At 44.4% G+C, this 25,055-nt stretch carries 25 protein-coding genes and 1 riboswitch; of the genes, 7 read left to right on the top strand and 18 right to left on the bottom strand.

The genetic code is table 11. The features are described 5' to 3' along the window. The first annotated feature begins 319 nt into the window (after positions 1 to 319). Positions 320 to 787 (top strand): hypothetical protein, encoded by a 468-nt coding sequence (locus NX845_RS12220; protein ID WP_260256847.1) that lies wholly within the window; start codon positions 320 to 322, stop codon positions 785 to 787. Between the two features lie 109 nt (positions 788 to 896). Here NX845_RS12220 and NX845_RS12215 read toward each other — a convergent pair whose 3' ends face one another. From NX845_RS12215 to NX845_RS12195, 5 genes are all read right to left on the bottom strand, one after another. Further along, complete coding sequence (locus NX845_RS12215; RefSeq protein ID WP_260256852.1) at positions 897 to 2,096, bottom strand: carbohydrate porin; 1,200 nt, start codon at positions 2,094 to 2,096, stop codon at positions 897 to 899. A 115-nt stretch (positions 2,097 to 2,211) separates the two neighbouring features. Continuing rightward, positions 2,212 to 2,871 (bottom strand): DUF3299 domain-containing protein, encoded by a 660-nt coding sequence (locus NX845_RS12210; RefSeq protein WP_108092271.1) that lies wholly within the window; start codon positions 2,869 to 2,871, stop codon positions 2,212 to 2,214. 81 nt (positions 2,872 to 2,952) lie between these two features. Further along, on the bottom strand, positions 2,953 to 4,332 hold the full coding sequence (locus NX845_RS12205) for an amidohydrolase family protein (protein WP_102456573.1): 1,380 nt from the start codon (positions 4,330 to 4,332) through the stop codon (positions 2,953 to 2,955). A gap of 356 nt (positions 4,333 to 4,688) precedes the next feature. Further along, the gene (locus NX845_RS12200) at positions 4,689 to 5,669 is read right to left on the bottom strand and encodes an AraC family transcriptional regulator (RefSeq protein WP_102456572.1); all 981 of its coding nucleotides are present in this window, start codon (positions 5,667 to 5,669) and stop codon (positions 4,689 to 4,691) included. A 180-nt stretch (positions 5,670 to 5,849) separates the two neighbouring features. Beyond that, on the bottom strand, positions 5,850 to 6,278 hold the full coding sequence (locus NX845_RS12195) for a PACE efflux transporter (protein ID WP_065681706.1): 429 nt from the start codon (positions 6,276 to 6,278) through the stop codon (positions 5,850 to 5,852). A gap of 138 nt (positions 6,279 to 6,416) precedes the next feature. Between NX845_RS12195 and NX845_RS12190 the strand changes: the two genes are divergently transcribed. Both NX845_RS12190 and NX845_RS12185 read left to right on the top strand, forming a co-directional pair. After that, positions 6,417 to 7,319, top strand: a complete 903-nt coding sequence (locus tag NX845_RS12190) for a LysR family transcriptional regulator (protein ID WP_065681705.1) — start codon at positions 6,417 to 6,419, stop codon at positions 7,317 to 7,319. A gap of 418 nt (positions 7,320 to 7,737) precedes the next feature. Then, positions 7,738 to 8,082 carry a thiamine-phosphate diphosphorylase gene (locus tag NX845_RS12185; RefSeq protein WP_065605451.1) on the top strand — a complete coding sequence of 115 codons (345 nt, stop codon included), beginning with the start codon at positions 7,738 to 7,740 and terminating at the stop codon, positions 8,080 to 8,082. 128 nt (positions 8,083 to 8,210) lie between these two features. On the opposite strand, the gene thiE is transcribed toward NX845_RS12185, so the two are convergent. After that, positions 8,211 to 8,828: a thiamine phosphate synthase gene (gene thiE, locus NX845_RS12180; protein ID WP_065681704.1), complete on the bottom strand. Its 618-nt coding sequence runs from the start codon at positions 8,826 to 8,828 to the stop codon at positions 8,211 to 8,213. Positions 8,829 to 9,090: 262 nt separating this feature from the next. Between thiE and NX845_RS12175 the strand changes: the two genes are divergently transcribed. Then, positions 9,091 to 11,034 carry a methyl-accepting chemotaxis protein gene (locus NX845_RS12175; RefSeq protein ID WP_065681703.1) on the top strand — a complete coding sequence of 648 codons (1,944 nt, stop codon included), beginning with the start codon at positions 9,091 to 9,093 and terminating at the stop codon, positions 11,032 to 11,034. A gap of 135 nt (positions 11,035 to 11,169) precedes the next feature. Here the strand turns inward: NX845_RS12175 and thiM are convergent, their stop codons facing one another. The 10 genes from thiM to NX845_RS12125 all read right to left on the bottom strand — a co-directional run bounded on the left by thiM (position 11,170) and on the right by NX845_RS12125 (position 19,957). Then, positions 11,170 to 11,955, bottom strand: coding sequence for a hydroxyethylthiazole kinase (gene thiM / locus NX845_RS12170; RefSeq protein WP_065678825.1), 786 nt, complete (start codon positions 11,953 to 11,955; stop codon positions 11,170 to 11,172). A gap of 29 nt (positions 11,956 to 11,984) precedes the next feature. Then, positions 11,985 to 12,665, bottom strand: coding sequence for a thiaminase II (gene tenA / locus NX845_RS12165; protein ID WP_017094097.1), 681 nt, complete (start codon positions 12,663 to 12,665; stop codon positions 11,985 to 11,987). Positions 12,666 to 12,673: 8 nt separating this feature from the next. Further along, the gene (locus NX845_RS12160; protein ID WP_065681702.1) at positions 12,674 to 13,630 is read right to left on the bottom strand and encodes an ABC transporter substrate-binding protein; all 957 of its coding nucleotides are present in this window, start codon (positions 13,628 to 13,630) and stop codon (positions 12,674 to 12,676) included. Positions 13,631 to 13,744: 114 nt separating this feature from the next. Further along, complete coding sequence (locus tag NX845_RS12155) at positions 13,745 to 14,560, bottom strand: ABC transporter permease (RefSeq protein WP_065681701.1); 816 nt, start codon at positions 14,558 to 14,560, stop codon at positions 13,745 to 13,747. Then, the gene (locus NX845_RS12150) at positions 14,553 to 15,311 is read right to left on the bottom strand and encodes an ABC transporter ATP-binding protein (protein WP_065681700.1); all 759 of its coding nucleotides are present in this window, start codon (positions 15,309 to 15,311) and stop codon (positions 14,553 to 14,555) included. The genes NX845_RS12155 and NX845_RS12150 overlap by 8 nt, the downstream gene beginning before the upstream one ends. Beyond that, a complete protein-coding gene (thiD, locus tag NX845_RS12145) occupies positions 15,301 to 16,194 on the bottom strand; it encodes a bifunctional hydroxymethylpyrimidine kinase/phosphomethylpyrimidine kinase (protein WP_065681699.1) in 894 nt (297 codons plus the stop codon). The genes NX845_RS12150 and thiD overlap by 11 nt, the downstream gene beginning before the upstream one ends. A gap of 97 nt (positions 16,195 to 16,291) precedes the next feature. Then, positions 16,292 to 16,403: riboswitch (TPP riboswitch) on the bottom strand. Positions 16,404 to 16,501: 98 nt separating this feature from the next. Beyond that, positions 16,502 to 17,419 carry a DMT family transporter gene (locus NX845_RS12140; RefSeq protein WP_065681698.1) on the bottom strand — a complete coding sequence of 306 codons (918 nt, stop codon included), beginning with the start codon at positions 17,417 to 17,419 and terminating at the stop codon, positions 16,502 to 16,504. Positions 17,420 to 17,504: 85 nt separating this feature from the next. Continuing rightward, positions 17,505 to 18,233, bottom strand: a complete 729-nt coding sequence (locus NX845_RS12135; protein ID WP_065681697.1) for an AraC family transcriptional regulator — start codon at positions 18,231 to 18,233, stop codon at positions 17,505 to 17,507. Positions 18,234 to 18,477: 244 nt separating this feature from the next. Continuing rightward, a complete protein-coding gene (locus tag NX845_RS12130) occupies positions 18,478 to 18,729 on the bottom strand; it encodes a DUF2999 family protein (protein ID WP_009844829.1) in 252 nt (83 codons plus the stop codon). Positions 18,730 to 18,859: 130 nt separating this feature from the next. Continuing rightward, positions 18,860 to 19,957 (bottom strand): YdcF family protein, encoded by a 1,098-nt coding sequence (locus NX845_RS12125; RefSeq protein ID WP_108155441.1) that lies wholly within the window; start codon positions 19,955 to 19,957, stop codon positions 18,860 to 18,862. Positions 19,958 to 20,441: 484 nt separating this feature from the next. Between NX845_RS12125 and NX845_RS12120 the strand changes: the two genes are divergently transcribed. Next, positions 20,442 to 21,116: a glutathione S-transferase family protein gene (locus NX845_RS12120; RefSeq protein ID WP_065681695.1), complete on the top strand. Its 675-nt coding sequence runs from the start codon at positions 20,442 to 20,444 to the stop codon at positions 21,114 to 21,116. Positions 21,117 to 21,288: 172 nt separating this feature from the next. On the opposite strand, the gene NX845_RS12115 is transcribed toward NX845_RS12120, so the two are convergent. Next, positions 21,289 to 21,420, bottom strand: coding sequence for a hypothetical protein (locus NX845_RS12115; RefSeq protein ID WP_260256846.1), 132 nt, complete (start codon positions 21,418 to 21,420; stop codon positions 21,289 to 21,291). Positions 21,421 to 21,783: 363 nt separating this feature from the next. Between NX845_RS12115 and NX845_RS12110 the strand changes: the two genes are divergently transcribed. Further along, the gene (locus NX845_RS12110) at positions 21,784 to 22,332 is read left to right on the top strand and encodes a mechanosensitive ion channel family protein (protein WP_017094089.1); all 549 of its coding nucleotides are present in this window, start codon (positions 21,784 to 21,786) and stop codon (positions 22,330 to 22,332) included. Between the two features lie 131 nt (positions 22,333 to 22,463). Here the strand turns inward: NX845_RS12110 and NX845_RS12105 are convergent, their stop codons facing one another. Then, positions 22,464 to 24,023, bottom strand: coding sequence for a winged helix-turn-helix domain-containing protein (locus NX845_RS12105; RefSeq protein WP_065681694.1), 1,560 nt, complete (start codon positions 24,021 to 24,023; stop codon positions 22,464 to 22,466). A 490-nt stretch (positions 24,024 to 24,513) separates the two neighbouring features. Here NX845_RS12105 and NX845_RS12100 point away from each other — a divergent pair, with 490 nt between their 5' ends. After that, positions 24,514 to 24,993 carry a porin gene (locus NX845_RS12100; protein ID WP_017094086.1) on the top strand — a complete coding sequence of 160 codons (480 nt, stop codon included), beginning with the start codon at positions 24,514 to 24,516 and terminating at the stop codon, positions 24,991 to 24,993. Positions 24,994 to 25,055: the final 62 nt, after the last annotated feature.

Below are 25,055 nucleotides of genomic sequence, written 5' to 3'. Positions count from 1 at the left end.
GCTTCAAGTGTAATTGGTAACTTAACTAATTCAATCAGAGAGTTAACTGTGTGGTTGATACTGCTCTCAGTTCCAACTGCAAGAGCGTTGCTAAATCGATGGCCCCCCAAAGTTCTTCTACGTCTTGGATTCTAAAATGAATAATCATATGTGCCTCTGTCTAAATTGGAGTCTTATCTTGGATCATTCTTAAAACCCTTACTTACCATAATGCGCCAAACTGACTTTAAGACTTGTTTCGCATATAAAACAATAAGCGTTTGAAAATTATAGGATTAACTCCTAAGTTTTTTATAACCCTTTACTCAGGAAGAAGTAGATGAGCAATATAGAAAAAGTATACGGATTTAATACGCCCCAACGACTATTTGTCGGATACACGCTTGCGGTACTCGTCGATTTAACCGTTCTTAATTTTTTTGATGAATACTGGGACTTCGTCAATATCGAGTCTTTCACCATCTCATTTTCAGCTGCGATTCTGCTCCAGCTATTGCTCAAATTGTCTATCGGTTTAGAACATAAGCTGGCTGATTACTTCAAATCTAAACCGGGGACTGCGCCTAAGATTTATCGTGGTTTATCCAGTTACGTCATCTTAGTAGGTTCTAAGTTTGTAATGCTGGAAGCCATCAATATCTTGTTTGGCGACAAGGTAGATTTCACAGGCCCTTGGAATGGTGTGGTGGCGTTCTTCGCTGTGGTATTCACGATTTTGGTCGCAGAGATTATTGTTTCAAAGATCTACTTCGCACTCGATGACACGCCCAAAACAGAAAAAGCATAGCCGCTTTTCATACACACCTAAGACTACAGACCTAAGACAAAAAAAGTGAGCCAAACAGGTTCACTTTTACATCTATTCTTTACGTTTCAGCGATTAACAAACAGAGAAGTTAGATAAAGACTCTCGCTCTAACACCAAACACCCAAGCGCTACTTTCATTGGAGAACGCAGGATCCTTTATGTACTGGATGTCAGGCGTTACTTGGAAATGGTCGCCAAACTGCATGTTGTAGTAGATCTCCGCAGTCCATTGCTCTGTGCTACCACTTATTGCTTTCGCATCAGCTGCAAAAGAATCACCATTCACTTCTGCCCAATTAAGTGCCACGCCTAAATTGTTGGTTGGTTTTCCTAATCCAAAGTAACCCATACCAACAGAAATCGATTTATCGTAAAGGGCAACGTCCCCTTCAGAGAAACCACCACGTACAAACGGCATCACTTGATCAGTCATGAACTGACTCCATGAAAAGTTAACGCCCGAGCCACCTTCCGCAGCAAGGCTATTACTGTGGCGAGTATCGTCACCAAAGTCCCAGAACGTCACATGGAAGTTATCGGTATAAATCAGTTCTTGTGAAGCCGTCCAACCTAACTCCAAGGTTGTAAAGTAAGACGCATCACTACCAAAAGCGCTATCAAAGCCATCAAAAATATCATCTGACTGACCATTTGCATCAGCGATACCACCGACCACATAAAAGTTTTCGCCTAGCATATGACCGGCAGAAAGGGCCAATACACCGTCATCCGGTAAGCCCATCGCACCTGAGCCTGTCGAGAATGCCAAGTTAGTAAAGCCAGACCACGGGCTTGCTAGAGCGTAAACATCCGCATAGTTCGTTACATCCTGCCAACCAACGACAATGGTGCCTTTGCCATCATTGATTTTTTGCTTCCAGTTTAAGTCCGTAACACGGAACCCTTGGTCACTGTATGCAGGGCCAATTGCACCAACATAGCCAAGCGGGCCGAATGAATAGTCTTTTGGCGCAGTATCACCATAGGCATGCCTATGTTCCACCTTCCAAACCAGGCTACCTGAGTTCTGTGTGTCCTTACCTAATAGATGCCATGAACCGTATAATCGTGCCACACCCGACGATGCATCAACGCTATCGCCGCCAACCCCATCCCCAGAGGTCAGCCCCAAAGCAAAGTAATCTGCACCAAATGTAAAACCATCTTCAGCTAATGACTCCCTCCAAGATTTCTTTTGTGCTTTCTGCTCTGCAATTGTATTTTCAACAGAATCTGGGCCTTCAAAGTTAGCGCCGTAAACAACGCCGCTCATTGTGCTCGCTGCCATCACAATTGCCATACTTACTTTAGAGAATCTTGAGTTCATCATGTCACCAGTGCTTTTTAAGTTAGTTTTATTTTATTCATTACTCACATTGAAAATTGTCATTTGATGACAACCATTAATTTTCTTTTTCATAATAGTCTTCGATCATCGAAGCTTTCATTTCATAACCCATAGTGAGGTTACTTTTTCCATCGACTAGGAAGACCTCTTCAGTCACTTTGTTGGAGCTAAAGTCACCTTCTACCCACACTGGATACTGAACGTTCTGTACCTGAAAGCCTTCAGGGAAAGACACGCGCACAATCTGGTTTGCAGGTGGTGGCGGCATGTGGATACACGCACCCGCCACAGGCACTAACAGAAACTCTGTTGCTGTCATTCCCTCTGAGAACTCCAGTGGAACGATGAAACCGGGAACTCGTACTTTCTTGCCATCAAACTCTGTCGTGATAGCTTCGGCGTTTGCTTTCATGGTTTGCATGTATTCGTCACGCAGTGCGATCACTTCGTCTGCGTCTACACCCTGCTCTTTTAGCGTTTGTTTAAATAATAAAACCTGTTGTTGAGCTTGCTCTTCCTCTGATGCACTCATTGCTATCACACCTTGTAATAGACGCATTTGTTGATCGGTGAGATCCGGCATTTCTACTTTCATTTCGTGAGACTCTGAGTTCAGATCTTGCCACTCAAGATTCATCGCAGTTTCAGCAAAAGTAGGAAAAGCAACGGTCGTCAGTGATACCACTGACAGGATAAGAGAAAGCACTTTTTGCATAAGGAACACCTTGAAGAGAGGTGACCTACCCAAATAGGTCACCCGTTAAAGCTTAATTTTTAACTAAGTTGTCGAACTGAGTTACAGCGTATTTTTGTAGACTTTGCCATCTTTCATGATGACTTTAATGGTATCGATTTCAGGGCTACGCGGCTCTGCATCGAACCATTTTTCGTTTGCCCCAATCACTGACAAGTCTTCAAGTGGGTTGCCTTCAACAATAATGATATCGGCGTATGCACCCGCTTCAATCACGCCTAACTTACCCTCTGGGTATGGGTCCATCACGCCAGATAACTTAACGATCTCACCATTTACCGATGTCATGCCTTTCAAAGTGAAGAAGTTACCTAATTCCTTACCCGCTAGGAAGATCGTGTGGTCGGTTTGTTTGATACAAGAAACCACGTCACCGACACAGTCTGTGTGGAAACCCCATTTCGGTTGGTACTTATTTACATTCGAGATGTAGTCTTTGAATGCTTTGGTTGCCGACTCCGCTTTACGCTTAGAGGCAGGGTTCGAGTTGATCGCTTCGATCTGCGTCAGGTAAGGTGAAAACGCGGTCATGTTGGTTGTGATGTAGGCGTCTTTGTCTTCCATCTTGTCGGCGATATCGCCATCGAACATGAAACCGTGCTCGATCGTTTTAACACCCGCATCCAAATTACGCATGATCGCTTTTTTACTGTAAGCGTGAGACATCACGTAAGAGCCATACGCATCAGCAATTTCTACGGCAGCTTCAATTTCTTCCGCAGACATCGCATTCAGCTGCCAAGGGTCAAATGATGATGCAACACCACCTGATGACATGATCTTAATTTGCGTATTGCCTTGCTTGAAGTTTTGGCGAGCAGCCGCTTTAATTTCGGTAATACCGTCGGCATTAAAGCTAACGCTATTTCGCGCCATACTGGTCGATGAACCAAAGAAGTGTTGGTTAGCCGTGGTTAGGTTACTGAAATCGGCATGCGAACCCGTCGGGCCTATAAACGCGCCTGATGTGTAAAGTCGTGGGCCCGGCAACATGCCAGAATCGATTGTTTTACGTAAGCCAGTATTCAAGCCACCAGCATCACGCCACGTGGTGAAACCTGATTGAAACGCAGCGTTCGCGTTGACTGTCGCTCGCGCAGCTAACTCTTCGATCGTTCGGTTGTTCTCGTGGTCGCTTAGGTTACCGCCGTTAAGCAATAAGTGTCCGTGGCCTTCGATTAAACCTGGCATTAACGTTTTGCCTTCGCCGTCAATCACTACAGCATCACCAGCCAATATCGGGCTCGCAGAGATTTGTTTGATAAGATTATCTTCGACTAATACATGATGGTCTTCGTACAATTTGTTTTCAGTACCATTGAATACATCGACGTTAGTAAATAGCGTTGATGCGGCATTTGCAGAAAGAGCAAATGAACACGAAAGAGCAACAACAGAGAGTTTTAAGCCTGCATTTTTCATTTATACACCTTGATTCCGTTTATGAGTGGAGTCCACTTCCCATAACGATTCCGTAACTACTAATGAGTGTCATGAGGTTTCAAAGGTGTTTTTGTCAGCCGCGATAATCACAAAAATCTAATCAACATTCCGGGAAAAGTCGAGGCAAAAACAACTCATCAACATTCAATAACTTAGTAGTGATACTGCCAGTGTTCAAGGTTGATAAATGGCCATTTGGTGACAATAAATAATTATGCGTTCAGGCTCCGGTTTCTGCTTAATAGCTGGAGTTTTTACTTATTGGCTAGAGTTTCGCTGCGGAGCTATTATTGCCGAAGCTCTTACTGGTAGCTTGGTACTGTTGCTTACCGACGTTAGCTGTGCTCTTTTCGGTACTGTCTTGGCGTCATGTTCATCTGTCGTTTGAACGCTCGGGTAAAGTGGGAAGAATCGGAATAGCCCATTTTCGCACCTACTTGCGTGATCGATAGATCTGACTGCTTAAGCAATTCTAAAACCTGCTCAAGAACCATCTCTTCAATCAAGGTTTTGTAGACCACCCCTTCACTTTCCAATCGACGCTGGATCGTTCTGACATGAATATTCAGAATCTCAGAAGCTAAGCTAATTGGGAGTTTCCCCATCGTGAGATAAGGTTTAATAACAAGCTTAAAAGCGCTCAGGAATGAGCTAGGTAAAGGCTTAGTGAGATCTGGTACTTGAGCAATTTTGGGTAAAACAATCGGCGCAAGCATGATATCTTCAGGGATCTCAAAGGCAGTGACCGGCCTATGCGTATAAAACTGAGCACTGCCCATTTGTGGTAGAGATTGAAAGCATTCGAGATCGCCATTCTGAATGCCAACCTCAGACGGCTTCCAACGCCCTTGCGTTAATACTAAAAGTAGCTCGTTGATGAAAATGACAGAGAACAGCTCAGCGAACTTAAACCAAGGCGCGTTAGTAAACGGCTTCTCGCGAACCAACCACCACTTGCCTCCTGATTGCTTGGTATAGACATTCGCACCATTGGATACGAGCTTCAGCTGCTCACCAAATTGGTCTAGCGCGCTTTTCAATGAATCCTGCTGACTTAGCTTAGCCACAAACCTTGGTACATAGGTTTGCTTGCAAAAACTCCACATAAACAGCGAAAACTCTTCTCTCGACGCAGATTCCCCCATAATCTTGACCACGTTCTTAACCGTTGTCTCAGGGAGATAATCGTAATGGTCATTACTGGTGAGAATATCATTAGGGATTTGGGCACTGCGTAGTAAGGTGTAGATTTCACCATCAATATGTTTGAACAGTTCCGCGAACAATTCGACTTCTTTCTTATCGACAACTGTCATTATCTGAGGGGTATTTGGCATCCTTTCCCTTATCTATTCGTTCACGAACTCAAATTATCACCTTTTTTAAGATAGCAGAACAAACGCCGCGTTACCTAGACCTACTAACCGGATGTCTCCGTCAAAATAACGAATAAACAAACGGTTAGTAGCCAAACTCGTGTTTACTGACTTGGTAGATTACTGAACGGCTAAGTCCGCTCTGCGTACCCAGAATGCTCGTATATGATCATAAATCAGATTAAACACAAACGCGTAAATGGTAATAAAAATGGTCACGCCGATATCCATTAAAAATGCCTGCCAAATCCCCACATCAAGTAAGTAAGCCATCACTGGGATCGTCGCCACCAGCAAGCCTGCCTCAAATAGCACGACATGAAAAACACGTAACTTTAGCGAACGCTTTGATTTTTCACCCGTGAAGTAGCGATCAAAAATGCGGTTGAAACAGTAGTTCCAAATCATGGCGATGGTCGCAACAACTATCATGGTTCCTGATAAGGTATTCACATCATGATCGGTAAATATCGCTAAGCCTATAATTGATAGTGTTACGGCCAGTACTTCAAATAACACAGAGTGGAACACTCTTTCTAACGTACTCATACATTCCTCTAAATAATCTATTACGTGTTGGATTGGTCGAGATTATGTCACCTGAAATAATAAGAGAAAGTTAACAGCCATCACGAATAGTGATAGCTTAAGTATAAACACCCCATTTTGAATTGAGCGAGAGATAACATGTACAGTTTTGAGCAACTAAAAGTCTTCGTCACTGTGTGTGAAAGTGGCTCTTTCTCTGCCGCCGCTCGCAAACTGAAACGCGCTCAGTCTGGAGTCAGCCAGTCGATCGCCAACCTAGAAATTGCCATCGACCAAGAGCTGTTTAACCGAGAGAAAAACATCCCCGTTTTGACCAACACAGGTAAAGCGTTATTACCTGTCGCTAAGTCGATTCTCGACCAACAAAAGTACTTCGACCAAAAAGTAGAATCGCTCACACAAGAAGATGAGCACGAACTGATCATTGCGGTTGATGAAAGCATCATAGATAAGAATTTCATTAAGATAATCAGCTCACTGGCCGATCAGTTCCCAATCACACACTTCGATATTATTACGACCTCAACCTTCGATGTTGAAGACCTGGTGAGACGTGGCGAAGCGCAGATTGGCATCATCTATGCGGATGGTGAACTTAAAGTGGATATGGACTTCTTCTTACTGGGCCAAGCCCGCTTTCTTACGGTTAGCTCCGCCACCCACGAACTCAGCCAAATGTCGGTAGTACAAGACTCAGATCTAAAGCGTTACCGCCAATGTGTGCATCGAAGTTCAAAGCAGCGCGAACTGTGGTTCACCTATGGCATTAGCTCGATGCTTTGGTATGCCAACAACCACAAAACGATCATCGATCTCGTTGAACAGAACGTTGGCTGGGCAAATGTGCCTGAAATGATGGTGATGGAAGGCATTCAGAAAGGCGATCTCGTAGCACTGCCAGTGGCACACGAGCATGGTGGTTGGATTACTCCAGTGGGTTGCTTAGTGTCTCGCAGCCATATCAATGGCCCAGTGTTAACAAGTTTACTTCAAAAACTAAAAGGCCACTCATTAGAGAACAATCAATGGCAAGCCAACTAATCTCCCCCAATTCTTGAGTTCAGCCTATTTTAGCAACTGAATCCTAAGTCAATGACGGTGGTGTTTTCTCCAGCACTACCTCATTTCCGCTTGTCGTGCCGATAAATATCTTTGTCGTCTGGATAAAACACCTTAGTTGATGTCCAAAAGTGACCTAACTACACTGCGATCCCAACCGGGTGTGTCTTTTCAAACGAATTTAGACAGACCCAAATCGCTCTTTAACACCACTGACCCAACTTCAAATCTCCCAGATAAACGCTCTGTCTTGCAGTCGCTTATGCCGGTTTCAAATAGATCACTTTTGAATATTGATTCGCACCCAGTTTATGAGCGCTCTTCGAGTGCTTTTTTATATCTAAATGAACCTTTTGGAAAATTTGTCGTGAACGTTTTAAGAAATATTTGCCCTGAGAAAATGGGTAAAGAGCGTAACAAACGAGAGTATGATTTACGCGTACTTAATTGTGTCAGTGAAAGCGAGTATGAATCGCGTATGGCAGTTTGGAATAGCTTAACTTTGGTTGCTACTCCGTCTGTTTCAGAAACAAAAGGCTTCATCGATGAGGCTTTCAACAAACTTCAGCATGACTTGAAAGAAGCGAGCCGTGAGTTATCGATTAACTACACAGACTTCATTGCAATGGCGCATGAAGAGCTCAACTATATTAAGGTGTTTGTTGCTGATAAGACCGCACAATACGGTTGGTATGCCGCGATCGTTATTATGATCATCGGTACTGTTGCTTTATGCGCTCAGTAAACCAAACTGTGTATTAAATAAATTGTCTTAAAAGCTCAAGCGATAGGCCAATTTAGCCTTTCTATGAGCCTGTTCTTTAACTAGAAAACAAATGGTTAACCTCATTTGTTTTCTAGTCTATAACCCCTTCACTCTCCCATCAGAGACAACAGATCCCGCGTCGCTTGTTTTGGATCTTCAGCGTGACATATCGCAGATACCAGTGCTAACCCATGAATACCGCTCTCAACTAACTGCGGGATGTTCGATTCGTTAATTCCACCAATACCGACAATCGGTAGCTTCGTTGTCTCCAACGCCATTTTAATTCCATCATAGCCCCAATGTTTCTTAAGATTTGTCTTAGTCGGTGTGGCAAAAAGCGCACTGAGGCCAATGTAATCGATCGGCAAGCTATCAGCTTCTTGTAGCTGTTGTTCAGTTTCAATCGATAACCCAAGAATCTTATCCGGACCAATCAACTGACGTGCTAACTCTGCAGGCATATCCGATTGCCCTAAGTGCAAACCATCGGCATCGACAGCCAATGCAGCGTCCACTCGGTCATTGATGATCAGCGGAACACCTGAGCCAACCAAAATCGACTTTACGGCTTGTGCTCGTTCAATGAAGGCTCTTACATCCCCATGTTTCTCTCTTACTTGAACCATAGTGACGCCACCAGCGACCGCTTGTTCAACCACAAACTTAAGCGTTTCTAAATCTTGCTGGTCATCCGTTACTAAATAGAGCTTATAAGGGTTCATATCGTACCTTTGGAGTCGATGTCTAAAATTGGCGTTATACTATTTTACCGACAAATCGCATCATGTGCATGGAAGTTAATACTAAATTAGCTCAATTACACACGCACCATCGAATACGCAACTCGTTGAAAGCATGCCGAAAAACCTGAATCTTTTAACTAAAGCGTTACTTATTACACAAAGTATTCACTTCAAGCATGCCCAGAACGCTGTTTTATGAAATACTCCGCTGTGAAGGAATCAGGTAAATATAGGGATAGTTATGCGCCACCTTTCTATAGCGTTTAAGATCAAGCTAGGTTATGCCATCTGCTTGCTCTTTTTCGTCATTTCAGGCTTTGTGAGTTACAAAGGTATCCAAACCTTGTCGAACGGCTTTAGCCAATACAGTGAGCTCAGCCAAAAAGCGACATTATCAAGCAACATTCAAGTGCACTTTCTTCAGATGCGTTTAGCTTCTGAACGTTACTTAGAGTCATTGGATGAACAGTACGAAACGAATTATCAATCAAGCAAACTTGCGATTGATGAACTGCTCTACAACTTAATCCAATCCACCACCAAAACCGATAGCCTAGCTAGCCTGCAATTAGTGCAAGACAGTGTGGCGGCGTTTGATGTGGCTTATGGTTCAATGAAACAGAGTGAGCTTCTCATAGACCAACTGGTCAACGTTGAGATGGTCCAACGAGAAACCAACGCACTGAAAGCGGCTCAGAGTTTGTTGTATGAGTCATACAATAACAATGATCCTAACGCGAGCTTATACGCGGGCATGTTGATGGAGAATTTCCTCGCAGCCAAGATCACCGTACTCAGTTATTCAAACAACAATGACCTCAAAACCTATGAAGCGGGTAAAGATATCTTTGAATACGCGCTACCAGGTATTGAAGGCGATATTGAATCTCTCAAATCATCGCCTTATCAAAGTGAGCTGATTGAAGACTTCTCAAACCAACGTGAAGCGTATGCAAAAGGCTTTGAGCAAGTTCATCAACAGATGCTTGAGAACACTCAAAGAACCGCTAGCCTTGCCTCTATTGGTGACAGCTTAGCGATTGCGGTCGCGGATGCTCAAAGTATTCTCGAGCAACAGAAACAAGCGCTCACGCCGGTACTGCAAGCCAGTGAAAAACGTTCAGTTCAAATCATCTTCTTGCTAACGGGTGTCGCTTTAGTTATTGGCATGACGAGCGCCGTTTTGGTGACTCGCTCTATCACCAAAGGCATCGCACAAGTTAAACAGATCACCAATGAGCTTTCTCAGGGCAACCTGAATGTGGAAGTGAACATTGAGAGCAAAAATGAGATTGGTGAACTGCTGACTAATATGGAGATCACCATTGAATCTCTGCGCGATATTGTTGGCCAAGTGAACCGCTCTAGCGTGCGTATTGGTGAGATGTCGGAGTCACTCAATCAAGTGACAAACAACAGCTCGACCAATGCAACACAATTGAACAGTGAAATGATCAACATCTCTTCTGCCGTTGATCAATTGGCTTCAAGCACATCAGAAATTGCTGCAAGTGCTAACCACGCGTCTCAAGTTGCCAACCAAGCAACCGAGAATGTCGCGATGGGACTCAAAGAAGTAGACAAAACACTGCATGAAATTGGCAGCGCCGATGAAAGCATGCAGGTGAGCAGCCAAAAAGTGACTGACCTACACAAAGAGTCGATGAATATTGGCGCCATTCTTGAAGTAATCAAAGGCGTTTCTGAGCAAACCAACCTACTGGCATTGAACGCGGCTATCGAAGCTGCGCGCGCAGGTGAACAAGGTCGTGGGTTTGCTGTCGTAGCCGATGAAGTAAGAACGCTCGCTAAGCGTACCCAAGATTCAGCTAGCCAAATTGATGAACTCATCACATCGCTACAACGCGGCGCTAAAGATGCGTTAGAGTCGATCAAAGAGAGCCACAGCACTGTTTCAGATGCTTCGACTCAGGCACAACAAGCTTCTCAAAACTTGCATGTGATTAACCAACACATCCAAGATCTGAATCAGGCTAACAGCCAGATCGCAGTATCTGTAGACGAGCAAGATTGTCTGACCAAGTCGTTAGGTGAAAACGCGCAAGGTGCAAATACCATCGCACAAAGCAACCAAGAGTCGGTCAGCAGCATTTCTGGTGCCGCGAGTGACTTAACCGAGGTTGCTCATCACCTAGAGAGCCAAGTAAATCGATTTAGAACCTAGCTGACTTTCTGTCTCTGTTATTTAGAGCCTCGTTTATTGAAAACATGGCGAACACGGTTTATATAATAAGAAAGCCCTCAACACATATGTGTTGAGGGCTTTTTAATAAGCTACGAATGCAGATCTAGATTGAATCTACTGAATCTTCAAACGTTGAATCAGTGTCTCTTCATCTAGTTGATACAGCTCATCGAGTAAGTTCATCTGCAAGCTACCTGGGCCACGTGAGTTTTCAGCTGCGATTTCGCCAACCACGCCCAATACCGCTGCGGCTGCCAAACCACTTTCATCACCAACAGCAGCAAATGCGCCAGTCAATGCCGTTAAGGTACAACCCATGCCCGTCACATACGGCATCATTGGGTGCCCGTTGTTTAACGTCACAACGCTGTCTTTAGTGACAACGTAATCTGTCTCGCCAGAAATCACCACATTCGCACCGTATTCAGCCACTAAGCATTGCGCTGCGCCTAATGCAGCATCACTGCTATCTAGTGCATCAACGCCTTTGCTCTGTGCTTGCTCACCCGCTAACGCGATAATCTCAGACGCGTTACCACGAATGATCAACTTATCGGCTAAGCGTGCAATTTCACGAGAAGTCTCGGTACGCAGCGTACTTGCGCCACAACCCACAGGGTCAAGAACCACCACCTTGTTGTTCGCGTTCGCTTGCTCAACAGCAAAACACATTCTTGGCGTCCAAACACTGTCGAGCGTGCCAATGTTGATCACAAGCGCGCCAGAGAAAGACATCATCTCAGCCAGTTCTTGCTGCGAGTGCGCCATGATAGGCGAAGCGCCAATCGCCAATAACGCATTGGCCGTATTGTTCATCACGACGTAGTTGGTGATGTTCACAACCAGTGGTTTTTGCTCTCGTACTGCGCGCAACGATTGGATGATTTGTTCAGTTAGCATGGATAAATCCTTATTCGTAAAAGTCGCTTTTAAGCCGAGGTTGAGTCATTAAGTGCATTCAGCCCTTGCTGCCAAAAAGCCACTTCCATACGCGTTGCCGTTTTGAAGATATGAACGATGTTCTGACCGCGCTCGCTGTTGATATCAATTTCAGCAAGCAGCTGATTGAAGTATTCTGCGCCCGATGCCACGCCAGATTGGAACTCTTCTCCGCCGTAAAGCTGAAGCCAGCTCGCGTATGGGTTGCCTTCTAAAACAGTATCGCTGCTTTCTAACAGCGCTTTACCGATCACAGCGTAACCAATGGAACACGGAGCCAGTGCCGCATATAAGTCGACAAGATCACCCGTCATGCCTGCATCCAGAACGTAGCGCGTGTAAGCAACTGTACCGAAATCTTCCGGCTCATTTTCTAGGTCAGATTCGGTTAAACCCCACTGACCACAGTAAGTCACGTGGTGAGAGATTTCAGAATCTAGCAGAGCATGAACACTTGGCAGTGCACGACGCATATCAGCCAAGGTTTTTGCCTTGTAAATCGCCAATGCATAAGCGCGAGCATACTGTTTTAAGAACAGAAAATCTTGCTTCAGATAATGCAGAAAACATGGTTGAGCGAGCGTGCCGTTTGCTAGCGTTTTAACAAAATCATGCTCTGTGTAGTCTTGCCAATCTTGTTGACAGGCTTGGATTAAGTCTTGGTATTTCATGAGATTCCTTAATCAAAAGTCGGTACGTAGTCAGCGGCTTTTGGTAGTGATTTGATGATGCCTTTGTCGAACATGAACTGTGCGTAATCGTCGTAACGCTTTAGGTCAACAGCAGAAGGGCGAAGTGCAAAACGAGTCAGCGTATCATTCCATGCGCGTTGGTTAAGTTCGTTGTTCAACGTATCTGGAGAGTACGCAACAAACTCGCTCCATGATTCTTGTGGGTGGTTCACGATGTAAGTTGTTGCTTGCTCCAATGCTTTGTTGAACGCTTTGATCGCTTCATCATCGTGCTGCTTTGCGTTCGCAACAAAGATCAGCTCATCGTAAGCTGGGACACCGTGCTCTTCTGGGAAGAACGCTTTTGATTTAAAACCTTCAAGGGCTAGCTGGTTAGTTTCGAAGTTACGTAGGCCACCCCAGATTGCATCTACCTTGCCTGATGCCAATGAAGATGAAAGTGCCCAACCGACATTGATGGTTTGCACGTCTGTAAACGCAACATTTTCTTGTGCTAGCATGGTGCCGATAGTCGCTTCTTCGTTACCCGCAATCGCAATACCGATCTTTTTGCCTTTCAGATCCGCTAGTGAATCGTTCTTTCCATTATCCAGTACCATTAGTGTGTTCAGTGGCGTCGCGATAAGGGTTGATGCACGAACCAAAGGAAGACCCGCTGCCACATCCATAGTTAAACTTGGTTGGTAAGTTACCGCTAAATCGACCTTACCTGCCGCAACCAATTTTGCTGGCGTGCTTGGGTCAGCTGGTTCTTGAATTTCAATGTCTAAGCCTTGGTCAGCAAAGTAGCCACGCTCTTGAGCGATCACAATTGGGCCATGGTTCGGGTTCACAAACCAATCCAACATCAGTGTCAGTTTCTTTTGTTCAGAGTCCGCTAGAGCATGACCTGAAACCAATGAAGCAAGCAGTGCCACTGCACCTATCAATTTTGTATTTTTCACGGTTAACCTTTCCTTTTGAATATTATTATTGTGTTTATAGAGCTAATTTTTAACGAAGTTTTGTTTAGATAAATAGCGTGAGCGAAGCTTTATTAAACAAGTGTTATCGAACCATTACTGGTTCTCCCAAGGGATAGCTTTTTTGAGTAACTTGTCTGTGATGAAGTAGAGCGAGATAGACAGCACCGCCAAGATAAACAAGGCGGCAAACATCTCATCAATGATCATGCGCGCGTTGGCCTGCAGCATTAGGTAACCTAACCCTTCACTCGAACCCACCCACTCCCCGACGACCGCGCCAATTGGGGCAATAACCACCGCTACACGAATGCCAGACGCTAATGTTGGCAGCGCAGCAGGCAGTTGGATATAACGCAGTAATTGCCATTTCGATGCGCCCATCGTTTTGGCAAGATCGAGATAGCCTGTCGGTGTATTACGTAAGCCGTCGTAGCAACATGTGGTCACAGGGAAGAAGATAATGATCGCCGCCATCACCACTTTTGAGGCGATGCCATAACCAAGCCACAGCATCAATACTGGCGCAATCGCAAACACAGGGATCGCTTGACTAGCGATTAAGATAGGTAACAGCCAGCGTTTTAGTGGTTCGAACATCAACATCTGCAGGGCGAAAAATAGCCCCATCGACAAACCGAGTAGCAAGCCAAGTAAGATCTCTTGCGCAGTCACCCATGTATGTTTGAGTAACACATCGTAACGTTCGATTAGCTTAATAAAGACTTCTGCAGGCGCTGGCAGAATGAAGCTCGGCATCTCGAAGATAACGACCACCATTTGCCACAAACCGAGAATCACAGCACTGCTGATAAGCAAACGCATAACGGGATTCATCTGGCGAGGACGTTCAGTGCTAGCCTGTATGTCGGTTGAACGAGCCACAGCTTCGCTTCGCGTTAGATCATTCATAGTCACGCTCCAACTGATCTAAGATCGCTTGTTGTAACTCAGCACATTCACCATCTAACACTCTTGGTGTGGCCGTGTTGGGCACAGATAAAGACTGAGCGTTCGCAGGGGTGCCTTTCAACACATACAAATTGTCCGCCAAACGCACCGCTTCTTGTGGATCATGGGTGATCAACACAACGGTTTTACCTTTTAGCAGTTCACACGCTAAACTTTGCAGCTTGTGTCTTGTTACCGCATCCAGCGCAGAGAACGGTTCATCCATCAGCACCACTGGCTTGTCTTGCATTAAGGTTCGAGCCAAAGCAACACGCTGACGCATACCACCAGACAATTGATCCGGCATCGCATTCGCGTAATCAGCCAAACCAACCGCAGCTAACAACTCGAGTGCTTGATTGGTTTGCAGGGCTTTATCAGAAGCTGGATTTTGAAAACGATGACTCAGGCAAACATTGTCGATGACCGATAGCCACGGCAATAACAAATCCTGCTGCGCCATGTAAGCGATGCGATCCGTTAAAGGCAATTCATCAGACGTTGCCAATGTGCCCTGACACTCCACCTTATCGTCCAGCAAGCCTGCCAGATAACGCAATACCGTGGTTTTTCCGCAACCACTTCGACCCAGCAATACCGTCCACTTACCTGCGTTTAAGCTAAGCGACAACCCAGATAAGGTCGCGTGCTCACTGTCGTTATAACGTAAGGAGGCATTGCTGAGCTGAACACCAACGGTATTAACGAACATTACCGTGTCCAGGGAAGAAGTGATTTACCGGGCCATGACCTTGACCGACTTGTAACTCATCAGCGTGAGCAATCGCCTGAGAAATGTATTGTTTGCCTAGGTCAACAGCGTCTGAGAGCGTGTTGCCCTGAGCCAAGAAAGAAGCAATGGCAGATGAAAGCGTACAGCCCGTGCCGTGGGTGTTTTTAGTCGGGAAACGCTTCGCGCTAATCAAGGCAGACGTCGTCGGGAGAATCAGTAGATCGTTACTGTTTTCATCTTTCTCTAAATGACCGCCTTTGAGAAGAACGGCTTTAGCACCTAGTGCGCGTAAATCTTCAATCATGCCCTGCATTTCAGCTTCGCTTTCAGGTACCGGCTTGCCTGTTAGCGCCGCACCTTCTGGCAAGTTAGGAGTAATGATGTCTGCCAGCGGAATCAACTCTTGCTTTAGCGTCGTGATAGCCGAGTTTTCTAACAGCAGGTCACCACTTGTCGCGACCATTACAGGGTCAATCACTAAGTGTTTAGGTTGGTATTGTTTGATTTTGTCCGCGACGACTTTGATGATTTGAGAATCAGCCAACATGCCGACTTTTACTGCCACGATATTCAGATCAGTGAAAACCGCATCTAACTGGCTAGCAACATGGTCGAGTGGAATAGGGAAAATGGCTGACACGCCTTGAGTGTTCTGGGAAGTGATAGCGGTAATTACCGAACAAGCGAAACTACCTGTCGCAGACATAGCTTTAATATCCGCTTGGATACCCGCACCGCCGCCACTGTCAGAACCCGCGATAGTTAAAACAATCGGAGTGTTCGTGCGAATCGTGTCTTCGGCAGAGTGCTGTAATGTTGAGGCTTTTGGCGTTAAATCTTTTGAAATAGAACTGTGTGTCATTGTCGCTCCTACTATCTTACAAGACGTAGGAGAACGAACACCGATCGAAGGAGAAGTCGCAATAGATTCATGAACAGTCTTCATGAGTGCAGACGTAGATCGAGTGCTTATAGTTCCCTACGCCAGTGTTAACTGAATCAGGTTCAACGGGTCTCGACTAACGATCTCAGCAAACACCAAATAAGGTATATGCCCCCCGACTATTGATAGCGATAGTAACAGCACTCTCACAACTGAGATACTGATTTTATTCAATTATAAGAATTACGCATGAATAAATTTCAATTAGGCACTACAAAACAAATACTTATAGCGTTCCTTTAGCTGGCTTCGACTGTATCAACAAGCACAGCACAATCAGAAACATACCTAGCCAACCTATAAAAGGAATCAGCTCACCGACAACGCAGACGGCAAGCACCGCTGCGACTACTGGTTCAAACAGAGTCAGCAGATTGGCACTGCTCGCGGTCACATGGCGTAAACCAAAACTGAAGGAGACATAGCCCAAGCATTGTGGGATTAACGTCAGATAACTGATGACTAATACGTTAATCTGCGAGGAAAACAGGTTCTCACCCGTAAACCAGAGCGTCGGCAGCAACAGCATCGCGCCGAGGCCAAAAATACTGCCCATCGCCGCTTGTGACTTAATCCCTTTATCTATCAGTGCTTTTGTCGCCCAAGAATAAATGGCGTAACACAACCCAGCGACCAGACCTAAAGCAATACCTAACAGCTTGAGATCATCACCGGATTCATTCGTCGATGAAGATTCTGAAAACACCAACAACCCAATACCTACCACACCAATCGAAAAGCTAGTGAGCCAACGTTTGTTGATATTATTCTTTTTGCTAATCAGACACTCTAACAGTGCCGAAAAGAAAGGTGCGGTTGCAATCGAAACCACGGTACCAACCGCTACGCCTGATAATTTCATTGAAGAATAGAAAGCTAAAGGATAGACCGCCAAAGCCAAAGCGCTCACTGTCAGCAGCTTCTTGTTCTGCAAAAGTTTATCGAAAGCGAATAGGATTTTTCGATACGCCAAGCCGGCTTGCATTAGGCCACCGACGCCCATAGAGAAAGCACCAATTGCTAATGGGCTTAGATCAGGAGCAAAGCTTGCAGCGGTGCCTGTCGTGCCCCATAAAATAGAAGCAAACAAGATGGCTAAAGTGCCCGTTTGGAATTCGTTAACGCGATTGATGGCAAGATTCATTTCTATTACCCAATTTTCAGTTCTGAAATAGATAATAGTGAAGATTGATAAAAGTTAGTTTGCCGAAAGGACGCTATTGTTGTTTCTAAAGACTGTCTTTCATTGAGCCTAGAAACGCCCTTGGAGACATGCCAAAGTGCTGAGAGAAGCGACGACTGAAAGCAGACACATCACTATAGCCCACATTTTCAGCAATCAATTGAACCGGTAAATCGGTATGAGTTAACAAGGCTTGGGCTTTCTCCATACGATAGCGAGTGATGTATTTAAGCGCACTGATGCCCAAGCACTCTTTGAAGCGTTTTTTGAATTGAGTGGGACTCAAACAGGCCGTTTCTGCAAGTTGTGGAATGGATAACGGCTGGGTGTAGTTATCCGCTATCAACCTTTGTACCGCCCGGATTCTTGGGTCGATGCTCTTACTCACTTGTTGTTGCTCTAACAGCAGTGAAAACACCTCCACGATTGATGACTCAATACCACTATCGACCTGATACTCCAACTGCTTCTCAACAAACAGCAAGAAGCTCATCAAAGGTGGTGTGATCGTGAAAACCGAGAGCTCATGCTCTAACAAGTGCTGCGGCAACTCCGCCATATCCGCGACAATAAACCGCGCTGCTTCATCCGCCTTAAACGCATGCGCTGTGGTTACCGGAATCACCACACATTCTCCCACGGCCACTTTGCCTACATACCCCACCATTTCGATATTGATACTGCCTTGGATCGGCAATACCAATTGATGATGGTCATCATGAGCATGAGTATTAAATTGCTTGGTGTAAGATCGAATGCTTAAGCTAGATTTCATGAGCAACGCCAGAGTAGATCGGTTCAGAACGAGTTAAAGCACGAAAGTACATGATTTGAACAAGTGAGTCACATCGAGTTGGCATTTGTTAGTACCCTAACCCATTCTAATGGCGATCAAAAAAGCCGCTCAAGCATCAATCACAATGCTCAAACGGCTTTTTATTAGAGTCTAATTAGCGCTGCCAAGAACCGTTAGCCAAACCGGCTATCGCTCATGATCTCAATCGCTAGATCACACTCGATTATTTTTGAAGTTGCTCTTTAGCCGCTTCAACCTTAGAAAAATCTAGGCCGAGCTCTTCAACTGCTTCTTTGATTAGCGCAGGGTTTTGCATTACCTGACCCATCAGCATTTGAAGTTTATCTTGAGGTAAACCAAGTTGGCTGATTGTCGCCATTGCTGCAAGAGGGTTCTCTGTCAACGTCTTGAAAATCTCGCTGATCTGCTCGTCGCTGATATTGTTCTCTTTCAACATTGCTAAAATCGGGTTCATTTTTTTGCCTTTGAAACACTAAATTAAATAGGAGCACAGCATATCATCTAGCTGTGCTCGATTGTACTAACAAGTGAAGCTTTGGTTTAACGCGAACTGTGCTTTTCCCAAACGCAAATAATGCTTGGGCTTAACGAGATTCCAATGGGTAAGAACGGTAGCTCCACATGCCATAAGTTCTTAGAGCATCACGGTAGATACCTAATAGCTCACCACTGCTCGCTTTCTTAAGATCTTCTAGCGGCTTGTCTGGGTAAGAAACCGTATCGAAGGTAATGCCCTGAGGACCCGTTTGCCAGCTCGCGATCTCAAACAGAGTTTGACCACGACGAACATGGCTTGCTGAGCTAATAATGGTCGCATGTTTAATATCATGACGAGCAAGCGCATAGCTACTGAACAAGGCATTGCCCACCGTGCTGGTCGCGTAGTTCTCTTCAATGATACGATCTTTGCTTACCCCTTTTGAGATAAGCCAATCCGCCATTAACTTGCCTTCAGTCTTGTGGTTCTTAGGCACGCCGCCGGTTAACACGATCATCGCGTCTGGGTTAGCTTTAGACATTGCTAATGTCGTTTCAAGACGTTCAATCAAGATCTCATGCATAGAACCATCAGGGTTAAGCGCGTAACCCAAAGTGACGATGGCACCGTGGTCATCCAATAAACCTTTGTCTGCCGACTCTTTCAGTGGTGTTTCTAACACGCGGTCAACCGTAGCAAAAATACGCTTGATGTCTTCTGCTTTGCCCTTGTTCAGGCTTTCCAGTTTCTCCATGTGCTTGTTGGATTCACCGTCATTGCCTTCAAATCTCTGCCAAACCGCTAGATACGCATGAAGGTCGACATCGTCTGGCGCAACCGTCAATGCTTGTTCAAATAGCTTAATAGCGCGCTCTGCATTCTTGTTGTAGATCTGAGCGTTCGCAGCCGAGATCAGCAAATCGGTACGGTAAGGTTCTAACTGGTACGCTTCTAACAATCGGTTGGTCACAATTTCCATGTTGCTTGGCATTTTAGCCGTGAAGCCCGCGTGTGAAATTCTTGCCGGAGACTTAAACGCCTGCAACGCATCAAGAAGTAGTTGGTCGACAACTTGTCGCTTAGTCACCAACTGCGCGTAATCCGCAGAAGCCTGTACAGCGCCATCGTTAGCAGCAAAAGAGTAAGGTGTTGCGCCAAAAGCGAGCATGCCACCAAGAGCGAGGGCGATAATGTTCTTTTTCATGGAAAGATCCTGTGTCGTTAAGTGTTCACATCAGATTTGCTCACCAATGTAAGCCGCCAAGATTAAAAAACCGTGAACCAAACCTTATTCTCCAAGGTTTATATTCATTTGTTGCATAAGATGTGGCTGCAGATCACGACTTTATGCGCCAGAGTAGGCTCAAATATCCAGATAGCTTCGAGTTATGAGGAACTCCCTTGATTACTTTGGAATATTTAACTTCGAATCCCACCTGCCTATTCCATCTAAATCCGTAAGTTTCGAAGCTCAACATCAAACTTAAATGTGCATTTTATGTTCATTATTTCAGCAACTTAAAACGCTATCTCTCTACAAGTCGACGCTCATTCACGTTTGCTCAACCAAGTTCAAAAAGCACAGAGTGTGATATCAAATCAGTCAATTCACAGAAAATTCAAAAATCAATCATTGAACGATCGTTCAAGTGATGCTTTAATAAATGACCAATACAAGGAGTTACCCCATGCTTAAGTTCTATTTTCACCAAACACCAAACCCAATGAAGATCGCTCTGTTTTTGGAAGAGACAGGCCTAGATTTTGAACTTGTTCCTGTCGATACCTTAAAGGGTGAGCAGCATTCACCGGAATATCGCTTAATCAATCCAAATGGCAAAACGCCTGCGATTGAAGACGAAGGACAACGTGTATTCGACTCTAACGCTATCCTGCTGTACCTATCTGAGAAAACAGGCAAGCTAGCTGGTCAGCCAGAAGACAGAGCTGAACTATTATCTTGGATGATGTTTATCGCCAGCGGACTTGGTCCATACTCTGGCCAAGCAGTACACTTCCGTCATGCTGCGCCAGCAGGCTTAGATTACGCGGTAAATCGTTATCTACGCGAAGCGCAACGTCACTACGAAGTGTTAGAGAAACATATGGAAGGCCGTGAGTTTTTCGTCGGAAATGAGTACACCATCGTCGATGTCGCGGCATGGGGTTGGATTGATAAAGCACCGGTTGTGCTTGGTGAAGAAGGCCTAGAACCTTACCCGAATTTGAAGCGCTGGTTCGATGCAATCAACACTCGCCCTGCTGCACTCCGCGCCCGCGAAATCGGCAAAGGCATTGAGTTTAAAACCGAACGTGATGAAGAGGCGCTTAGAGCGTTATTCCCGTCTAACTTCGCTGAATAGCAATAATAGCAACAAGAACAGTAACAAGAACTCTATTACCGACACTCACCAGTTAAGCGTTCAGAACATGAATACGAAGCTCAGTTCCGTGCTGAGCCGTATTGTCAAAACTGAGCTTGAATGGTGAGTTAGGCTCATCCTTCAATCAAGTTCGCCTGTTATAAAGCAATTCTTATCTATTTCCTTTAAAGCCTTTAGAAGCAGTACCGATTCTCGATTTCAAGCGTGTAGAAACAGACGTTGCGCGAATACGACCAACCACTGTCCAGAAAATAACAAATTGAGTAATGAGTAAGGTCAGCATCTTAAAAGAACCTCATTTCTAACGGCTTTGACTGCTTGGTTTTTCGCCTTTTATGGATATAAATAAACACTAACTTTATAACTATGATTGTCATGACTAACTCGATGATGAACAAAGGGGCGCTTATTCTACAAATTGAATGACATCAGACATCACAGAAGGCTTACATATCAGTTATAAAAATATAAACAAAAGATAAAGTAATATTTATCAATAACTTGTCACTCGGACCCATAACGACCAGGTTTGTTGAAATCAAAAAAGACTTCTATTCATTTCTCATATTATAAAACGATAATCGTTTGATGATGCGCACATTCAAACAACTATGCACAATAACGGCTCATCACAATAGAGGTCGTTATGCCGAACTTTCTAGTCCATATTTTTAATACACTAAAGCAATATGACTTGTTGCTTGCCCTTGTATTTGTTCTTGCCTATTGGCTTCTCAAGCGCTTTATTTCGACAACCGTTATCAACCTTGCACAGGTAAAGTCTGTCGCATCGACACGAACAATGTTCATCATTCGCTGCTTCAACATTTTCTCGTTCATACTGCTGTTTGCGACCTATATCATCGTCAGTGGAATTGGCTATGGGAACTTCACCATTTTCATCTCGTCCTTGGTGACGGTTTTTGGTGTCGCCTTCATCGCCCAATGGTCAATTCTGAGTAATATCACCGCGAGCTTTCTGATCTTCTTCGTATTCCCTTACCGAATTGGCGATTCAATAATTGTTGCAGATGGGGATGATATCGAAGGAAAAATCCTTGAGATTAAGATGTTTCATACCCTAATCAAGCACCCAAGCGGTAACTTAATTGCTTACCCAAATTCTCTGCTGTTGCAGAAAAGCGTAACTAAGGTCTTAAAGAAGAACTCTCCGCGTACAGAAAGGCCTCGGTAACCGAGGCCTTATCATGTAGTAGAGAAACGAAACGCGTTAGTTAGCTTTTGATTGCTGTATCTAGTGCGATTGCTATTTCCAGTGCGGCTGCTAATTCTAGTGCTACCGCTTTTATCTGCTTTTAACTTTCACTATTTACCGTCAACATCGAGTTTGACGCCCTGAAGTTGTTCAATCAGTTTGTCTAAATTACTGTCAAAGAACAACGGACCGGCTAGCGTCAATGCAATCGGTGAAGAGGTATTTTGTGTCGCTTGCAGATACAACTCTTTGGCACCCGTGATATGGCCACGCGCCTCTTCTGCTTTAGCCATTAACAGATAAGTCAGAGGGGTATGTTGATTGTAAGGAATCGACAACAAAATCTGTAACGCCTTATCAGGATCACTTTGAGACAGCGCTAATATTGCGTTCGCTTCACAAACACGAGGATTGTTTCCTCGCTTAAGAATGGCAGACAAAGATGAGGAATATTGCTCGTTCAACGCCTTAATTCTAGGTTGAATATTTTCCTCATCTTTAGAGAAAACCGCCAGCACTTCACTTATGTAACTCACTGAAATAGCATAAGCGTTATCTGGAGCCAGCGCTCTGGCCTCTCGAAAATGCTTAAGCGCCATATCAAAATCCACGGTGCTATAAGAAACCCCAGTCGCAGACATCAACGCCTTAACCGACTCTTTATCCTGTGGGAACACAGAAATATTGCGCTGTAACTCTTCTTCAGGTACATCGATATACATAGCACGCAATAGATCGTCGATCATCGCTGGAAACGTCTCATGGAAACGAGCAAAGTTGGTGGAATAACGACGATTTAAATGCACGCCTCCCGACGCTCGGTTGACATACTTCACCAATAGCCGTGTTTTCTTCCCGTCACTGCTTTTCGCCGTAGAGATATTAAACTCAATCGCGGCCAACTTCTTATGCTCATCAGACTTAACCACTCTGATATTGCTATAAAAACCAATATGTTCAATCAGCTTAATTACGATCCCATAGAGCTCTGGCTGTGCCTTAACCTCTTCCGTTACATTCAATACAACATAACGAAATTCATAATGACTTAATGAGTGAGTCGAACTTGCTTGCGAAGGGCTTTGTTTGTTCTGAGAAAACCACATATATGATGATTGTAAAACAATGACAACCGCCAAAAGCGCCAGTATGTAATGCAGCTTTCTACTTCTTGGAGAATTTTCTGATGGCTTTACATATCTCTCTTCCCGACCTTCTCTTTCGACAAACTCTTGGGTTTCAAGCGTTGCTTGGCGTTCATTAACATCAAGCTGCTCAGTTTTTTGGAGAGCAGGTTTTTGGGAAGCTGGTTTTAGGAAATCAGGTTTTTGGAGCTCTACTTTCTCAACTTTCACTTCACCATCAAATCGGTAGCCACGCTTTGGAACGGTAACAATATAACTACTTGTCCTTTTACTGTGTGTTTTCAGAACTTTTCGTAGTTCAAATACCGCCTGAGTGACAACTTGATCAGTTAATACACTGCCATTCCAAACCTCCTCAATTAACTCATCACGCGTATGAGTCAAACCCGGGTTCAAACATAAGAACTCAAGCAATTTAGTGAGGCGGTTATCAATCGTAATACACGAATCAGCAAACTGAATCTGCCCTTCGTTAGGCATAAACTGCCACTCATCTACGATAAAACTGATGTTTTTCTCAAGCATTCACGTTCACTCACTCTTTATGGCTCTTCTTATCGTCTAAACATAGCTGCAATCCAATGATTTTGCTGATAATTTCGACCTGTTGTGTGTGATTTTTCACAATTTTCGTTTCAGCCGACATCATTCAGAGGCATTTCCATAAAATTCACGGCGGTTATCGTGAAAACCCAGAACAAGAAAAAATTAATACGAGTTGCCTTAAAATTTTCTCAATTAAAATGGAGCCTAACTAGCTGTAATAATTAACTTTATATTTTCTTGATATTGAAGTTATGAAATTTTATGAACTGGTGAGCTTTACGTTATGTCAGTGAATTACAAAATCTGCATGATAGCTCCACACCGCAAGTGAGGGGCGACATGCAAACGAGAGAAAGGCATAACGTTCCCTGTAGTCACTTGCAATAAGGACATAAGAATTGATGTAGACACATCACCCGCTGAAGGATTAGGGAACATTAGTTAACCTTTATATTAAGAGCTTTAAACCATGAAACTGAACAAATTTATTCTTCCTATCGCTGCTATCTTCTTCGTAACTCAAGCAAGCGCTGACCCATATATTGGTGCTAGCTACCTATATTCTGAGTACCAAGCTGAAAGCGACAATACAGATTTCAGTGATGAGAATAGCGGCTACAGCCTTTACTTAGGCTACCAGATTAATGACCTACTATCGGTTGAAGCTGGATACGCGGATTTTGTCGATACACACAAAGACTTCGAACACATTTATTCAGATGCATGGTTAGCAAGTACAAAACTAACACTACCTATTACGATTTTTGACGTATACGGTCGTCTAGGCATCGGTCACTTCCAAAGTAACCTAGGTGATACAGACGACATTTACTACGGTGTGGGTACGGGTGTTACTCTAGGTCCTGTTCGTGTTGCACTGGAATACACAATGTACGAAGCAAAAATCGTAGACAACAGCTACGCACTAAGCGCTGAATTCCGCTTCTAATAGGGTAATCATCAAGGCTCCCTAGCCTTCCCTACACAATGAACACCATCAAGCCTCTGACA

It is taken from the genome of Vibrio sp. NC2, from assembly GCF_025195005.1.
GTDB lineage: Bacteria > Pseudomonadota > Gammaproteobacteria > Enterobacterales > Vibrionaceae > Vibrio > Vibrio splendidus.
This window is presented reverse-complemented; position numbering and strand designations above follow the sequence as displayed.

Excerpts from the sequence above, each read along its gene's own strand:
- thiE (WP_065681704.1), bottom strand. The coding sequence starts at position 8,828 with ATGAACCCTTATAAGCTCTATTTAGTAACGGATGACCAGCAAGATTTA.
- NX845_RS12175 (WP_065681703.1), top strand. The coding sequence starts at position 9,091 with ATGCGCCACCTTTCTATAGCGTTTAAGATCAAGCTAGGTTATGCCATC.
- thiM (WP_065678825.1), bottom strand. The coding sequence starts at position 11,955 with ATGCTAACTGAACAAATCATCCAATCGTTGCGCGCAGTACGAGAGCAA.
- thiD (WP_065681699.1), bottom strand. The coding sequence starts at position 16,194 with ATGACACACAGTTCTATTTCAAAAGATTTAACGCCAAAAGCCTCAACA.
- NX845_RS12205 (WP_102456573.1), bottom strand. The coding sequence starts at position 4,332 with ATGAAAAATGCAGGCTTAAAACTCTCTGTTGTTGCTCTTTCGTGTTCA.
- NX845_RS12150 (WP_065681700.1), bottom strand. The coding sequence starts at position 15,311 with ATGTTCGTTAATACCGTTGGTGTTCAGCTCAGCAATGCCTCCTTACGT.
- NX845_RS12115 (WP_260256846.1), bottom strand. The coding sequence starts at position 21,420 with ATGCTGACCTTACTCATTACTCAATTTGTTATTTTCTGGACAGTGGTT.
- NX845_RS12195 (WP_065681706.1), bottom strand. The coding sequence starts at position 6,278 with ATGAGTACGTTAGAAAGAGTGTTCCACTCTGTGTTATTTGAAGTACTG.
- NX845_RS12120 (WP_065681695.1), top strand. The coding sequence starts at position 20,442 with ATGCTTAAGTTCTATTTTCACCAAACACCAAACCCAATGAAGATCGCT.
- NX845_RS12125 (WP_108155441.1), bottom strand. The coding sequence starts at position 19,957 with ATGAAAAAGAACATTATCGCCCTCGCTCTTGGTGGCATGCTCGCTTTT.
- NX845_RS12140 (WP_065681698.1), bottom strand. The coding sequence starts at position 17,419 with ATGAATCTTGCCATCAATCGCGTTAACGAATTCCAAACGGGCACTTTA.
- NX845_RS12105 (WP_065681694.1), bottom strand. The coding sequence starts at position 24,023 with ATGCTTGAGAAAAACATCAGTTTTATCGTAGATGAGTGGCAGTTTATG.
- tenA (WP_017094097.1), bottom strand. The coding sequence starts at position 12,665 with ATGAAATACCAAGACTTAATCCAAGCCTGTCAACAAGATTGGCAAGAC.
- NX845_RS12215 (WP_260256852.1), bottom strand. The coding sequence starts at position 2,096 with ATGGCAGCGAGCACAATGAGCGGCGTTGTTTACGGCGCTAACTTTGAA.
- NX845_RS12220 (WP_260256847.1), top strand. The coding sequence starts at position 320 with ATGAGCAATATAGAAAAAGTATACGGATTTAATACGCCCCAACGACTA.
- NX845_RS12130 (WP_009844829.1), bottom strand. The coding sequence starts at position 18,729 with ATGAACCCGATTTTAGCAATGTTGAAAGAGAACAATATCAGCGACGAG.
- NX845_RS12110 (WP_017094089.1), top strand. The coding sequence starts at position 21,784 with ATGCCGAACTTTCTAGTCCATATTTTTAATACACTAAAGCAATATGAC.
- NX845_RS12100 (WP_017094086.1), top strand. The coding sequence starts at position 24,514 with ATGAAACTGAACAAATTTATTCTTCCTATCGCTGCTATCTTCTTCGTA.
- NX845_RS12200 (WP_102456572.1), bottom strand. The coding sequence starts at position 5,669 with ATGACAGTTGTCGATAAGAAAGAAGTCGAATTGTTCGCGGAACTGTTC.
- NX845_RS12155 (WP_065681701.1), bottom strand. The coding sequence starts at position 14,560 with ATGAATGATCTAACGCGAAGCGAAGCTGTGGCTCGTTCAACCGACATA.
- NX845_RS12190 (WP_065681705.1), top strand. The coding sequence starts at position 6,417 with ATGTACAGTTTTGAGCAACTAAAAGTCTTCGTCACTGTGTGTGAAAGT.
- NX845_RS12135 (WP_065681697.1), bottom strand. The coding sequence starts at position 18,233 with ATGAAATCTAGCTTAAGCATTCGATCTTACACCAAGCAATTTAATACT.
- NX845_RS12185 (WP_065605451.1), top strand. The coding sequence starts at position 7,738 with ATGGGTAAAGAGCGTAACAAACGAGAGTATGATTTACGCGTACTTAAT.
- NX845_RS12210 (WP_108092271.1), bottom strand. The coding sequence starts at position 2,871 with ATGCAAAAAGTGCTTTCTCTTATCCTGTCAGTGGTATCACTGACGACC.